This is a genomic window from Bradyrhizobium sp. 154, assembly GCF_023073875.1.
In the GTDB taxonomy this organism is placed as follows: domain Bacteria; phylum Pseudomonadota; class Alphaproteobacteria; order Rhizobiales; family Xanthobacteraceae; genus Bradyrhizobium.
The window spans coordinates 1-12,827 of the sequence record NZ_JADPKG010000118.1 but is presented as its reverse complement, the minus strand read 5'-3'; the positions used below and the strand labels follow the sequence as shown (position 1 = coordinate 12,827).

Below are 12,827 nucleotides of genomic sequence, written 5' to 3'. Positions count from 1 at the left end.
CTTCAGATTTGGCTTGAGGAGCAGCATGCCAGCAAAGCCGGCGAGCCTAGGGCGGCGCCACCTCGAGTTCATCCTCCAGCGTAATGCTCTCGAAGTCGCTCACCAGCGCATCGATCCGGATATGCCAGCGGCCAGCGAAGGGCAGTTCGACCTTGCGCACATGCCAATAGCCGTCCGGCCCGAGCGAGGTACCCCGTTCCATCGGCTCGATGCCGCGCTCGGGCAAGCTCAAGGTCAACGTCACCTCCTTGGCCGCGAGCGGCGTCCCCTCGCCGGTCATGAGCTGGACCACGAAGTCATCGACACCGGCCTTACCCGGCGAGACCAGGACTTGGAACATTGCCTTGTCGCTGTGGACGTGGATCGCGAGCGGCGCCTCGGGAAGCATGGTCCGCGGCGGCGGCGTGAAGCGCCACCCGGCGACGACCGCGAAGATGACGAGTGCGATCGCACATTCGAACAGGATCGAGCGCTTGAGGGCGGACGCGGCCTCGTGATCGCTTGCCAGCGCCGGGCTCAGGTGAAAGCGGTTGAGCGCGGCGAGTGCGAGCAACATGAGGACCAGCGCGAGCTTGATGGAAAGGACGAGGCCATAGCGGGTCTCGACCAACGCTGAAGGCCTTTCGAGCTGGACGATAGCGAGCCCAAGGCCGGTCAGGGCCAACGTGGCGACGACCGGCACGGCGATACGGGAGAAGCGGTTTACGACAGGCAAAGCCGTGGCCGCCGGCTTCGACACCAGCACAGCGAGCGGCGCCATTGCCCCGATCCAGAACGCGACGCCGAGACCGTGGAGGAAGACCGCCGGCCGCGTCAACATTTCGGGCGGTGCCGTTGCGGCGTGTCCGGTCATGGCCAGCGACAGGCCGACGCCGATGAACGCGATAAACGCAAGAGCGCGCGCGTACCAGGCGGCACGCAGCGCCATCAGGGCCAGCAGCATCGCAGCGACGGCGACCAGCAAGGCGGGGCCTGCGCTGGTCGCGAACGCGACCTTCCAAGGCGCGGCCGTCGCAAGAGCTGCCGGTGGCAGGCCGAGGAGATCGAGACCCAGCGCACCGGGGGACATCACCGCGCTCGGAAGGCCGACCGCGAGTGCCACGCGCGGCACGATCATGCTGGTCGTCGACCACGCGATCCAGCGCGCGAACAACACACCGCCGACACCAACAAACAGCCCGATGTAAAGACCAACCCGCGCCAGCCAGATGAGTATGCTCAACCCGCTATCCGTGTTCGCGAGAGGCTTCGTCCCCGTCGGCATGCCGATCGAGAAGATCACCGATCCGGCCACGGGATGGCCGTCCTGCGAAATCACGCGATAGCTGACGACCGCCGTACCCTGCGGCAGGTCCGGCGGCATCGCAACCGAAATGGCCTCCGCCGACGCGTCGATGCGCACATCGTCCCGCGTCCTGCCCGCGCCATCGATCAGCCGGATCGCGCCGGGCGTGACGGCCTCGTTGAAACGCAGCACCACAGCCTCCGGCGCGGCCATGAGCCTGCTGCCGCTCGCCGGCTCGGCCGAGATGAGTGCCGCATGCGCCGAGGCCCCGGTCGCAAAGCCGGTGACCAGGAGCAGCGTCGCGAGCGCGGCGAGCAGGCGCATCAGGGTTTCGGCAGCAGCTTCACACCCGGGGCGGGCGACTTGCCCTCGTGCGAATGCCCTGCCCCCTCAGCCGGGATCTCGATCCAACGGCTGACACCGGTCTCGCATTCCTGGACAACGGGGAAATACAACGTCGTGTTCGGCTTGAGCTCGTCGGTCAGAACCGTGTGCATGACGAACTCGTCATAGTTCTTGTCCGGAAGCTTGCCGCCGGCCCACGCCACCTCCTTGACGCCGGACGAGATCTTATTGCCGTGATAGTCATATTCGCTGGCATATTTGCCTTCGACGACATCGATGGTCCAGCCTGCCTTCGGCATTGGCTTGACCGCGATCACCCCTTCCGGGATCTGCACGCGGATCTTCACCGTGGGCGAGCCCGCACAACCATGGGGCACTGTGAAGACAGCCTTGTAAGACGCACCGACCGTGGCTTGCTTGGTCTCGAGCGACACGTGCGCCGCCGCCGGCGAGGCGGCGAACGCAGCAACCAGGATCAGGCGGAATCGCTTCGGCATGTTCAGCCTCCCGAGAGTTCGGATCCGTCTCATTTCATCTTCATTCCCGAGTGATCCGGCATTTTCTTCATGTCCATATGACCTGAATGCGCGGCCTCGCCCGGTGCCTGCGCGCCGACGCCCTGTACGTCGAGGGAGACTGCGACTTTGCCGGCCTTCTCGAACTGAAGCGTCACCGGCACCTTATCGCCCTGCTTGAACGCGCCCTTCAGCTCCTGGAGCATCAAATGATTGCCTCCGGGCGCAAGCCTCACGGTCTTGCCGGGATCAATAACGAGCCCCTTGTCCAGCGGACGCATTTTCATCACGCCATTATCCATCGCCATCTCGTGAATCTCGGTCTTCCCCGCGATGTCCGCGGAAGCGCTGACCAGCCTGTCCGCCGCCGCCCCCTTGTTCTCGATGGTGAGATAGCCGCCCGCGACCTTGGCGCCGCCCGGCGTCGCCCGGCTCCAGGCTTGCGAGATCACGAGATCGCCGGCCTTGACGTCGTCGGCCGATGCGACGGCGCAGCCGCCCAGCAGCAGCGCGATTGTGAGGAGAGTCTGCTTCACTTTCTTCATTTCGATAGCCTCATTGATGATTACTCTGGCAGAGACGTCCTTGGTCATTTGCTATTTGGCGCGTGCTATTTGGTGCGTCACCATCGATACCTCATTCCGGCGTATACCGCGCGCCCGGTACCCGGCTCGAACAAGGGTGACGTCGCCGTTGCCCGATCGATGATGCTCGCGCTAGCAATGTAGGTCTTGTTGGTGAGATTGCGTCCCTCGACATAGGCGGATAGCGGACCCCCATTGTCGAACCCGGCTTTCAATCCCAACAGCGCATAAGGTTCTGTCTTGAGCGTGTTCATGCTATCGACAAAATAGGCTTGTGGCACCCATTCGACATTGGGGCCGACATAGAGACCCGTCGGATGCTTGTAGAGGAGCTCTGCGCGCAGGTAATGACGGGGCGCACCCGGCAATTGATTGTCCCCAAAGACCGGGTCGCGGTCGAAACGGAAGTCGTTGAACGTGTAAGAGACGTTAAGCCAGACCTTGTCCGGCGCGGAGCCATTGACGAAGATGTCGCGAAAGATTGCTGCACCTGCCCCGGCCTCGATTCCCTGGTGAAGCGTCCGGTCGGCGTTGGTCACGTTGCAATTCCCGAACGCGCTATAAAGGCATTGCAGCTCGTCGCGAATATTGGCGCGATAGGCGGTGAGCTCCCAGGCATATTCCGGCCGCCTCATGCGCGTTCCGACTTCGTACGTGGTCGCGATCTGTGCGCGGATGCTGGTGAACGGGATCGTTGGAATGCCCGGACCAATCGAGCTCTCACCGAAGCTCGGCACCTCGGCACTTCGCGAGACATTTGCGAAAGCTTGCCATGTGGGATCGATTTGCCACAGGAGGCCTGCTTTCGGCGACCAGAGATTGAACCGCGTTGCTCCCGATTGATCTCCGTCGCTGAGGAAGCGGTCCTGCCGATTGCGAGTTGCGTACAGAAACTGGGTACCGCCGATCACTGCGACGCTCGGAAGGAAGTAGAAGCTGTCTTCGACGTAAACGGAGGTGTTCTCTGAGCGATCGATCGAGGAAGAAAGCAGCCTCCCCTTCTGACCGGCAAGATTGGCAAACTGCTGATTGTCGATGCTACCATTCAATACGTAGACACCCGCGACCAGTCTATTGCGAAAGCCGCCGATGGTGCGGTCATCCGTGAGCTTCGCGAAGCCTCCATAGTCCTTGTAGCGGTAGTCCAGCCACTGGAAAATCGGATGCATCAGATGGCGGTCGAGCCCGAAGGCGCCGAATTCAACCTTGGTGTCATCGAAGCGGACGGTCGTCTTGTTGGCCAACCTGACAGTATCGATATTGCGCTGCTGATCCATGGCAACGTTCGTCGGAGCGGCAGCCTCCGGATTGGTCAAGGCAGACGCCTTGGTCACGGTACCAGGGATCCGCTGCCGCACCTGGTTGGCATTGAGGTAAAATCGTGTCTCAACGTCCGGAGAGAATTGATAGCCGAAATTGCCGCTCAAGCGATTGCTCGAGCCGAAGCTATGATCGCGAAATCCATCAGCGGCCTGCGTGGAAGCGGTCACGAAACCGTCCCACGGCCCGTTCGCGCCACCTGCGTTCGCCTGAAGCCGCTTGAATCCGAAACCTCCGACGTCGAAAGACACGCCGTTCGGAAATGAATCGCGGCCCGACGGAGTTATAAAGTTGATGGCGCCCCCGAGGGAATTCGCGCCAAACTGGAGTGCATTCCCGCCCTTGTAGACTTCGATATCTTTGTAGGCAGTAGGGTCAATCTCCTGGAAATCGCCATAGCCATCGGCAGTGTTGATCGGGATGCCGTCCATGTAGAGTTGGACGCCGCGAAGGTGGAAGTTGCGCGACAGGCCCGACCCGCGAATCGAAAGCCGCGTGTCGTCGCCCCATTTAGGCTGGGCGAACACACCAGGCACGTAGTCCAGCACATCCTTGATCGTGTTGGCGGGCGTCGAATTCCTGTAAGTTTCCGCCGTTACGAGCGCTACGCCGCCCGGCGTCTGGTTGATTTCCGCAAGCGCTTGTTGTGCGGTCAGCACCGTCAGGGAGCCGGGGACCCTGGCGCCTTGCACGCTCGCGGTTTGCTGTGGCAGCCCAGCCGGTCGTGCGCTTCGCGCCACACGCGCTGATCGCACGGCGTCGCGGTGGGGCCGGACCCGGGCCGCGCGCTTTTGCTGTGGAGCTTCAACAATAACCGAGGGAAGTTCCGACCGACTTACCTGGGCATCCGAAGTGTGTGGAAAGGCCAAAATCGATACGGACGCGAGCAGAGTGCCGCGCGCACGCGCACTCCGCAAAGAACGAAGACAAGGCATGGGACATTTCCTGACACCGGCACGCAGCCAGTCCGTTGCAAAGCGAGATGCGGCACCAGCGAGCCGCACCGAGCACAAGTTCGTCGCGGGTCAGGAAAATTGAGGGGGCGCGCGTGCCTGGGCGCCAGAGCCCCTATCGGCAGCGACGACGGATATCTCCAAAGCGTGCCATGCCACGCGCTTGGCGTGGCGGAAGGGGATGGAGAGCCCAACGTGGGGCGGAGAATCGAGCGAGGCGTTGGCCTGTGCCAGGCAACACAGCGCGCACGCGCCGCCGTGCGCGGTGGGGCTGTCGGTCTGATCGCCCAGGCCGCGCTGCTCACCCCCGCTGTGGCAGATGACGCCGGCGGACAGCCGATCGGCAACGGCCTGGCCGGCCGCCAAGCAGGCGGCAATCGGCGCCAGCACCTGCATCACCAGGGCGAGCAGGACAACGGGTAGGAATTTTTGCAAGCGCGCGCGCATCCGCCGAACCGTTCGTTCCTCCACTAACTAAACACCGCCCCAAGCCCCGAGTCGAGGTCAGTTCCGCCGCCTTGTTGGCCAGCGAAAACATCTCGAAGTGGTCGGGAGCACCCTACCCGCGACGCCAGGGGTCCGGCATTGAGGCAAGTCAAACCACCTCCCTCGTCCAAAAATTCCTTTTGTTTCCCATACGTTTACAGGGATATGAGCCCGATCATTTCGTCAAATGCTCGAATTTTGAACATTCGTTGCCGAAAATGATGACAAGTGAGAAAAGTTGATCTAGCATCCCTCTTGCTCAGGCTGGCCGTGAGGTCGAAGTCTGGTGGTCCAAGTCTCGGGAGGAGCCCCTGGCGCGCAAAACGCAGCGTCGCCCCGTTAATCAAGAGCAAATCTTAGAATCGGGGATAATAGGGTCGACACAATTTTTGAGCGGGGCCAGGGCCCCGCTCTTTTTTTGTTTTTGAGCGGGGCCAGGGCCCCGCTCTTTTTTTGTCTGCGGGGCTTCGACGCCGATGAGTGGTCCCTCTAATCCGATCGAAAATAGCTTCGAACTTGCGGCATCGCGCTGCGCGGACCTCACGCCGCTGGTCTATCAACGCCTGTTCGAACAGCATCTGGAAACGCGGGCGATGTTCCGCTCGCAAGGCAGCGAGCTCGTGATGGGATCGATGCTCGCGCTGGCCATCGAGGCGGTCCTCGACTTCGCCAATGAACGTCGTGGGCACTTCCGGCTGATCGCCTGCGAGGCAGCCTCGCACGAGGCTTACGGCACGTCGCGCGAGCTCTTCATCGCCTTCTTCGCGATCATCAGGGATACGAGCCGCGATCTGCTCGGCGCTCGATGGTCGGCCGACATTGCGCGGGCATGGGATACATTGCTCGTCGAGTCGACGCATTCACCAAGGCGCGGGCCTGACGCTTTGCGCTGCACCAAGGGTGGCTTGCTGCGATCAAGCGATTGATTGCAGATTGAGTGGCATCAGCTCTTGTGAGACACTTTCGGACATCGGTCGCGCATTCAATGACGCGCCGACGATAAAATTTTACGGGAGCGAGCGATGTCCGGGACGAAAGATTTCTCGACGACGAGGCGCGATCTTCTTCAGGCGGCAGCGACCGCCGGCGCCGCGACTGCCATCCTCGGCAGCATGGGCATAAACCCAGCACTTGCAGCCGAAGTCGGACGAAGCGAGAAACCGCTGAAAGCGGCCTTCTCCAACGCGGGCCTCCAGGCCACCTGGTGCGCGCAGGGCAAGCAGGCCGCGGAATTCTGGGGCAAGCTGTTCAATGTCGAGGTGACCTGGTTCGATGGTCAGCTCGACGCGGTCAAGCAGCGCGCCGCGATCGACAACATGGCCTCGCAGAAATGGGATTTCGTCGCGATCCAGGCCTTCGGCATCGGCACTCTCACCCAGCCCGTGCAGAAGATGATCGACGCCGGCACGCCCGTCATCGACATGGACACGCTGATTGCGCCGCTCGACCAGATCAACGTCCACTCCTTCCTTGCCCCCGACAACGAGTTCATGGGCGCCTCGGTAACCCAGGCGCTGTGCAACGCGATGGGCGGCAAGGGCAAGATCATCATGACGCAGGGTGCGCTCGGCCACACCGGCGCGCAAGGACGCGCCAAGGGTTTTAACTCGGTGGTCAAGCAATTCCCTGGCATCGAGGTGCTCGACACCCAACCGGCCGACTGGGACGTCTCCAAGACCGCCCGCCTCTGGGAGACCTATCTCACCAAATATCCGCAGATCGACGCTGCGTTCTTCCACAATGACGACATGGCGCTCGCCGCCTACAACATCATGAAGGCCCGCAACCGCACCAACATCCTGATTGGCGGCGTCGATGCCATGCCGCCGGCGATCCAGGCGGTGAGCGAGGGTCGCATGTTCGCGACCGTGCGCAATCCGTCGTGCCGCATCCATGGCGGCGCCATCGTTGCAGGCGTGTCGGCCGTGGTCGGCGGCGAGAAGAGCGGACAGGGAATCCCGAAGAACGTCGTCACCGACGGCCCGGTCGTGACCAAGGCCAATGCCGCCGGGATGCAATGGATGCAGGATCACTTCCTGATCTGAGCCTCCATGCCTGCGGGACATCAGCCCATCCTGGAACTGAAGGGCATCACGAAGAGCTTCGGCGGCGTCGAAGCGCTTCGTGGTGTCGACTTCGCGCTTCTTCCCGGCGAGATCCATGGTCTCGTCGGCGAGAACGGCGCCGGCAAAAGCACGCTGATGAAGATCATCGCCGGCGTGCACACCGAATTCTCCGGCCGCTTCCTGGTTGACGGGGCGGAAACGCATTTCCGCTCGGCGCGCGATGCCCATGCGGCCGGCATTGCCATGGTGCACCAGGAGCTCAGCGTTGCGCCCGACCTCACGGTTGCGGAGAACGTCTTTCTGGGCAACCAGCCGGTCAACCGCTTCGGCCTGGTGCAATGGCGGCGGATGGCGCGCGAGGCGGGCGAGCAGCTCGCCCGCTTCGGTATCTACGTCGACCCGATGTCGCGGCTTGGGGACCTCCCGATCGGGCTCCAGCAGTTGATCGAGATCGCCCGCGTGCTGTTCTCGGGCGCTCGCATCGTCATCCTGGACGAGCCGACCTCCGCCCTCTCCCCACCCGAGGTCGAGCGGCTCTTCACAACGCTCCGGCGTCTGCGCGAGGAAGGCACTGCAATCGTCTTCATCTCGCATTTCATCGAGGACATTCTGCGCGTGTCCGACACGGTGACCGTCTTCCGCAACGGGCGGAAGGTCGCGGAGACCGCCAGCGCCGCGACCAGCAAGGGCGCGCTGATCGAGGCCATGATCGGCCGCGGCGGCGAAACGCTCGAGCATAGCTACACTGACGATTTGATGCTGCCGCGGCCGAGCGACAGTCCGGTCGTCCTGAAGGTCGACCAGCTCTCCCTCGCGCGCAGCCTTCAGGATGTCTCGTTCGAGGCCCGCGCCGGCGAGGTGCTCGGCATCTACGGCTTCATGGGCTGCGGCCAGCAGGAGCTGTCGCGCATCCTGTTCGGCAAGCTGAAGCCGGACAGCGGCACGCTCGCCGTCGAGGGCGCACCAAAGACCTTCGCCAGCACGGCGGCGGCGCGGCGCGCCGGCGTGGCGCTGGTGCCGGAGAGCCGGCGCGACATGCTGTTTCACCAGGAGCCGGTCTACAAGAACATCTCAATCAGCATTTTGGATCGCATCTCGGCGCTGCTGCTCAAGCCGGCGCAGGAGCGCGATATCGCAAGGCACCAGGTCGAGCAATTGCAGATCAGACCGCCCGTGGTCGGCCTCGACCTCGGCATGCTCTCCGGCGGCAACCAGCAGAAGGTTGCGCTGGCGAAATGGCTGACCTATCCACCCAAGCTTCTGGTGCTGTGCGAGCCGACCCGCGGCATGGATGTCGGCGCCAAGAACGACGTCATCAACATCGTCCGCGACCTCCGCGCCAAGGGGCTTGCCGTCATCGTGCTGTCGACCGAGCCGGAAACGGTGCTGTCGCTGGCCGACCGCATCCTCGTGCTCAAGCGCGGCGCATTGGTGCGGGAATTCAGGAACGAGCCGGTCAGCAAGGACCGCCTGCTGGAAGCGGCGTGACGGAGAAGCACCATGGCGAGCAGTGACACGGTTCCGGCGGCGGCTGCTCGAGCGCGGGGACTTGCGCCCTTCCTGCGCTCGCAGATGCGCAACATTGCGCCATTCCTGACGCTGATTTTCCTGTCCGGCTTCTTCGCCTTCGCCAGCCCCTCCTTCGCGACGCTCGACAATCTCGGCAACATCCTCACGCAAGTGTCGGTGACAGGCATCATCGCGGTCGGCCTCACCTTCGTGATCCTCTGCGCCGAGATCGACCTCTCGATCGCCAGCATCGCCAACGTCACCGGCATCGCGGTTGCCTATTTCACGCTCCAGGAATCCTACGTCAACATCGCGAATGTGCCGCTGCCCGGCGCGGTGGCCATCATCCTGTCGATCCTGCTCTGCGCGCTGCTCGGCCTCGTCAATGCGCTGGGGCTGACCGTGATCGGCATCCCCTCCTTCATCATGACGCTGGCGATGATGCAGATCGCGGCCGGCATCTCGGCGCTCCTGGTGCGCGGCCAGATCGCCTACAAGGTGCCGAGCCTGATCACGACGCTCGGCTCGGGCTCGATCGGTGGCATCCCCTGGATCGTCATCGTCGCCGCCATCATGCTGCTCGGCGGGCATCTGGTGCTGACCTACACGCGCTTCGGCCGCTACGTCTACATGGTCGGAGGCAATCGCGAGGCGGCCGAATATTCCGGCCTCAACGTCAAGCTGATCCTCGGCGCGGTCATGGTGATCTCGGCGGTCTGCTCCGGCCTTGGCGGCATGCTCGGCGTTGCCCATTTCGGCAGCGCGCAGCAGAACGAATTCGACACGTACCTGCTCGACTCCATCGCCGCCGTCGTTGTCGGCGGCACCAGCCTGTTCGGCGGCCGCGGCGGCATCGGCAACACCATCGTCGGGCTTTTCGTTCTTGGTGTTCTCAATAACGGGCTCGACCACGTCAACATCGACAGTTTTTTGAAGATCCTGATCCGCGGCCTGATCCTGCTGGCGGCGCTGGTCATTAACGTCTATGCGCAGCGACTGAGGGAAAAAGCGGCGGAGTAGACGGCCCCCAAAACGAAAACAGCGAAAACAACCTCGTGCACAGTAGCCGGGGCTAGCGAAATCAATCGCTTGCCGGTGGCGTCGCGACATTGCGGATTTTACGAAGTGGATTTGACTCGTCGGGCAAAACAGGGGCATGATGTCACGATGGCCGGCGGCTCCGAGAGGCGGTGCCCACTCCCGTCATTGCGAGCGCAGCGAAGCAATCCAGAATCTTTCCGCGGTGGCAGTCTGGATTGCGTCGCTGCGCTCGAAAATGACGGTCTGGAGGCAGCAGAGGAATCCTGGATCGTCTCAATCGCGAAGCCAGGGAACGCGTCCTAACTCTCGGCCTCCGTATGCGACGGCAGCCGCGAGAAGCGGAAATTGCAATGGCTCGCACCGCCGGCCAGCGTCTGCGTCCTTTCGAGGCGAATGCCTCGCGTGGCATAGGCGTCGAAATCAAGCCCGCAAATGTTCGGCAGGATGTCCTTGTCGCCGTGGCGCGCTGCGAGCTTGCAGAAGCCACAAGCCTTGTAGTTGATGCCGAATTCGAAGGTGTCTCCTGGATCCGGCTCTACGAAATCGTAGACGAAGTCCTCCGGAAACTCCCTCTGGTGGCTTTCCGTGACGCTCCTTGCCGCCTGCTCGCGCAGCAGAGCTTGGTTCGCGGACGACATGAACTGGCGTCCCGAGGCAAGGCGTTCCGCCTCTGACACGGTGAGCAATTGCGCTTTGTAGGTTTCCCGTTCGATCTCCCCGATCACCGGGACCGGCACACCGTGGCGCCGGAGCACCCGACTGATGGCCATAAAACCCGTGAGACGCATGAAGAAATCACTCATGCGGCTGGCCGCGCCGCCGACATAGGGCATTTGGGTCAGCACGATTTCGAATTCGTGCATGACTTCCTGCCTGATCTTCTCGATGTCGGATAGTCGCGCGCGCTCGCGCAACATCGCATCGGCAAGGCCGAGGCGGTGCCGCATGGCGGCTTCCATTGCGTCCCGATGCGTCTCGTAGAAAGGATGGATCTCAGCCATTGGACACCCGATATGATTGGCTCATTGCAATGTGGGCGACGCCGGTTTCATTCTGCGGCGATCGCCTCGATCTCCAGCAGCCATTTGCTGTCAACGGTCTCGACGATCACGACCGTCAGCGCGGGCTGGTGATCCCCGAGAATCGCGCGGCGAATAATACGGTTGGGCAGGACCTGGTTGCGGTCGGTCAGGAACGTGGTGACCTTGACCAGATGCTCGACGCCCAGACCCGCAGCGGCGAGCACTTCCCTGACGTTGCGCCAGGCCTGCTCGCATTGCGCCTCGAAACCGTCGGGCACGGTGCCGTCCGATCTCTCCGGCACCTGGCCGCTGATGAACAAGAGGCGGCGATGCAGCCTCAGTTCAAGTCCCATGCTGTAGCCGCCGGCCGGAGCGTGGACCGTTGCGGGATTGTGGGTGACGACGTGAACTGGTGGCATGGGATCTCTCCGTGTTGCGGCCGACCCTATCCGGCGGCATCGCCGGGGCGCAAAGCACTATTGCTGCGGTTCAGCGCAAGAAAATCTATTGCAAGCACGCAGCCATTCAGTGACAAACTGGGCAGCAATGACTTACATCCTTCCACCGCTCAACGCGCTCCGCGCATTCGAAGCCGCCGCCCGGCATCTCAGCTTCAAATTGGCCGCGCACGAGCTGCACGTGACGCCCGCCGCCGTAGGGCAGCAGGTGAAAGCGCTGGAGGCGCGCCTCGGCGTACGCCTGTTCGACCGGCTGCATAAGCAGCTCATCCTCACCGCGGCCGGTCAGGCCTATCTACCCGGGATATCCGAAGGCTTTCGCCACATCGCCGAGGCGACCTCGCAATTGAAGCCGGCAGGTGCGGTCCTGCTGCAATTGGGAGTCCATGGCGGCTTCGACCTGCGCCGCCTCCAATTGGCAGAATTTCGCAGCGCGCATGCGGAGATCGGCTTGCGGGTGCTTCAGCCCGCCGGCCCGCACGAGCTGGTCGAGGGCAAGGTCGACCTCTTGATAGCCCGCGGACTTGGTCACCATCCGGGCTATCGCTGCGAGCGGATGGATGAGGGAGCGGGTGTGGGTGATTGGCTCGTTGCGCCTGAAGGCACCGCGGATTGCCCGGAAATCGTCAGTTTTCGCGAATGGGTGCGCGGCCTGCTGGAGGAGAAACCGCTCGCTAGCCGCCGCCCTCGTCTTGTCGGCGGCGTCGGGAGTTGAGGCGACCGCAAACCCGTAACAACTCGGCGTCTAGTCCGACTCCGGTACCTGTGTTTCTTGGAGCAAACCGGACATCGGTCGGCCGACAATTCCCGCTGCATCGGTCGAAAATGACCCGAAGCAGACCTTAGCCTCCTTCAATCCAAATTCCTGCTTCGCTCAGCGCGTTGAGAAATGCGCTCGACGTCTTTGGGGTCCAGTGACCGGCTGTCACACAGCTGATTCAGCTCATCGAAGGTAATCTTACCGTTCCGTTCACCGATTTCGATGGCTCGTCGAATGATTTCCGGCACGCTCATGTTCTCTCCGTTTCAGCAGCCCTTACTATATGGGAGCGAGTCGGGTTGTGGCCGATTCCGTTGAAAAAGGCCGGCAGTATTTCGTTGTAATAGCTCCGTCGCGACTTGGCCGGAACTGCTCTTACTGACCCTATGCGAGCGTCGGGGTGGGCATCGGGATCAGCTTGGCCATCTTTCGAAGGTTTTGGGCGGTGGCTGCGAGGATGAACTCGTCGCGCGCGCCGTTTGG

13 protein-coding genes are annotated in these 12,827 nt (G+C 62.6%); 5 read left to right on the top strand and 8 right to left on the bottom strand.

Translation table 11 applies throughout. From position 1 onward, the window contains the following. Window positions 1-46: 46 nt before the first annotated feature. The 5 genes from IVA92_RS32325 to IVA92_RS32305 form a co-directional block, all read right to left on the bottom strand. Window positions 47-1,609, bottom strand: a complete 1,563-nt coding sequence (locus IVA92_RS32325; protein WP_247275916.1) for a CopD family protein — start codon at window positions 1,607-1,609, stop codon at window positions 47-49. Next, window positions 1,609-2,127 carry a YcnI family protein gene (locus IVA92_RS32320; RefSeq protein ID WP_247275915.1) on the bottom strand — a complete coding sequence of 173 codons (519 nt, stop codon included), beginning with the start codon at window positions 2,125-2,127 and terminating at the stop codon, window positions 1,609-1,611. Before IVA92_RS32320 ends, IVA92_RS32325 begins: the two co-directional genes overlap by 1 nt. Window positions 2,128-2,156: 29 nt before the next feature. Next, entirely contained in the window at window positions 2,157-2,690 is a 534-nt protein-coding gene (locus tag IVA92_RS32315; RefSeq protein WP_247275914.1) for a copper chaperone PCu(A)C, read from the bottom strand. Window positions 2,691-2,767: 77 nt separating this feature from the next. After that, window positions 2,768-4,984 carry a TonB-dependent receptor gene (locus IVA92_RS32310; RefSeq protein ID WP_247275913.1) on the bottom strand — a complete coding sequence of 739 codons (2,217 nt, stop codon included), beginning with the start codon at window positions 4,982-4,984 and terminating at the stop codon, window positions 2,768-2,770. Between the two features lie 90 nt (window positions 4,985-5,074). Next, window positions 5,075-5,449: a DUF2946 family protein gene (locus tag IVA92_RS32305; RefSeq protein WP_247275912.1), complete on the bottom strand. Its 375-nt coding sequence runs from the start codon at window positions 5,447-5,449 to the stop codon at window positions 5,075-5,077. 515 nt (window positions 5,450-5,964) lie between these two features. Here IVA92_RS32305 and IVA92_RS32300 point away from each other — a divergent pair. The 4 genes from IVA92_RS32300 (at window position 5,965) to IVA92_RS32285 (ending at window position 10,083) form a co-directional block, all read left to right on the top strand. Beyond that, window positions 5,965-6,414, top strand: coding sequence for a globin (locus IVA92_RS32300; RefSeq protein ID WP_247275911.1), 450 nt, complete (start codon window positions 5,965-5,967; stop codon window positions 6,412-6,414). 96 nt (window positions 6,415-6,510) lie between these two features. Next, window positions 6,511-7,533: a sugar ABC transporter substrate-binding protein gene (locus IVA92_RS32295; RefSeq protein ID WP_247275910.1), complete on the top strand. Its 1,023-nt coding sequence runs from the start codon at window positions 6,511-6,513 to the stop codon at window positions 7,531-7,533. Window positions 7,534-7,539: 6 nt separating this feature from the next. After that, a complete protein-coding gene (locus tag IVA92_RS32290; protein ID WP_247275909.1) occupies window positions 7,540-9,042 on the top strand; it encodes a sugar ABC transporter ATP-binding protein in 1,503 nt (500 codons plus the stop codon). A gap of 12 nt (window positions 9,043-9,054) precedes the next feature. After that, a complete protein-coding gene (locus tag IVA92_RS32285; protein WP_247275908.1) occupies window positions 9,055-10,083 on the top strand; it encodes an ABC transporter permease in 1,029 nt (342 codons plus the stop codon). Between the two features lie 320 nt (window positions 10,084-10,403). Here the strand turns inward: IVA92_RS32285 and IVA92_RS32280 are convergent, their stop codons facing one another. Both IVA92_RS32280 and IVA92_RS32275 read right to left on the bottom strand, forming a co-directional pair. After that, window positions 10,404-11,105, bottom strand: coding sequence for an L-2-amino-thiazoline-4-carboxylic acid hydrolase (locus tag IVA92_RS32280; RefSeq protein WP_247275907.1), 702 nt, complete (start codon window positions 11,103-11,105; stop codon window positions 10,404-10,406). Window positions 11,106-11,152: 47 nt separating this feature from the next. Further along, on the bottom strand, window positions 11,153-11,545 hold the full coding sequence (locus IVA92_RS32275; RefSeq protein WP_247275906.1) for a RidA family protein: 393 nt from the start codon (window positions 11,543-11,545) through the stop codon (window positions 11,153-11,155). A 127-nt stretch (window positions 11,546-11,672) separates the two neighbouring features. On the opposite strand from IVA92_RS32275, the gene IVA92_RS32270 reads away from it, so the two are divergent. Further along, window positions 11,673-12,299 carry a LysR family transcriptional regulator gene (locus tag IVA92_RS32270; protein WP_247275905.1) on the top strand — a complete coding sequence of 209 codons (627 nt, stop codon included), beginning with the start codon at window positions 11,673-11,675 and terminating at the stop codon, window positions 12,297-12,299. 137 nt (window positions 12,300-12,436) lie between these two features. On the opposite strand, the gene IVA92_RS32265 is transcribed toward IVA92_RS32270, so the two are convergent. Next, on the bottom strand, window positions 12,437-12,598 hold the full coding sequence (locus IVA92_RS32265; RefSeq protein ID WP_247275904.1) for an RNA polymerase subunit sigma-70: 162 nt from the start codon (window positions 12,596-12,598) through the stop codon (window positions 12,437-12,439). Window positions 12,599-12,827 lie beyond the last annotated feature (229 nt).

Excerpts from the sequence above, each read along its gene's own strand:
- IVA92_RS32325 (WP_247275916.1), bottom strand. The coding sequence starts at position 1,609 with ATGCGCCTGCTCGCCGCGCTCGCGACGCTGCTCCTGGTCACCGGCTTT.
- IVA92_RS32320 (WP_247275915.1), bottom strand. The coding sequence starts at position 2,127 with ATGCCGAAGCGATTCCGCCTGATCCTGGTTGCTGCGTTCGCCGCCTCG.
- IVA92_RS32315 (WP_247275914.1), bottom strand. The coding sequence starts at position 2,690 with ATGAAGAAAGTGAAGCAGACTCTCCTCACAATCGCGCTGCTGCTGGGC.
- IVA92_RS32310 (WP_247275913.1), bottom strand. The coding sequence starts at position 4,984 with ATGCCTTGTCTTCGTTCTTTGCGGAGTGCGCGTGCGCGCGGCACTCTG.
- IVA92_RS32305 (WP_247275912.1), bottom strand. The coding sequence starts at position 5,449 with ATGCGCGCGCGCTTGCAAAAATTCCTACCCGTTGTCCTGCTCGCCCTG.
- IVA92_RS32300 (WP_247275911.1), top strand. The coding sequence starts at position 5,965 with ATGAGTGGTCCCTCTAATCCGATCGAAAATAGCTTCGAACTTGCGGCA.
- IVA92_RS32295 (WP_247275910.1), top strand. The coding sequence starts at position 6,511 with ATGTCCGGGACGAAAGATTTCTCGACGACGAGGCGCGATCTTCTTCAG.
- IVA92_RS32290 (WP_247275909.1), top strand. The coding sequence starts at position 7,540 with ATGCCTGCGGGACATCAGCCCATCCTGGAACTGAAGGGCATCACGAAG.
- IVA92_RS32285 (WP_247275908.1), top strand. The coding sequence starts at position 9,055 with ATGGCGAGCAGTGACACGGTTCCGGCGGCGGCTGCTCGAGCGCGGGGA.
- IVA92_RS32280 (WP_247275907.1), bottom strand. The coding sequence starts at position 11,105 with ATGGCTGAGATCCATCCTTTCTACGAGACGCATCGGGACGCAATGGAA.
- IVA92_RS32275 (WP_247275906.1), bottom strand. The coding sequence starts at position 11,545 with ATGCCACCAGTTCACGTCGTCACCCACAATCCCGCAACGGTCCACGCT.
- IVA92_RS32270 (WP_247275905.1), top strand. The coding sequence starts at position 11,673 with ATGACTTACATCCTTCCACCGCTCAACGCGCTCCGCGCATTCGAAGCC.
- IVA92_RS32265 (WP_247275904.1), bottom strand. The coding sequence starts at position 12,598 with ATGAGCGTGCCGGAAATCATTCGACGAGCCATCGAAATCGGTGAACGG.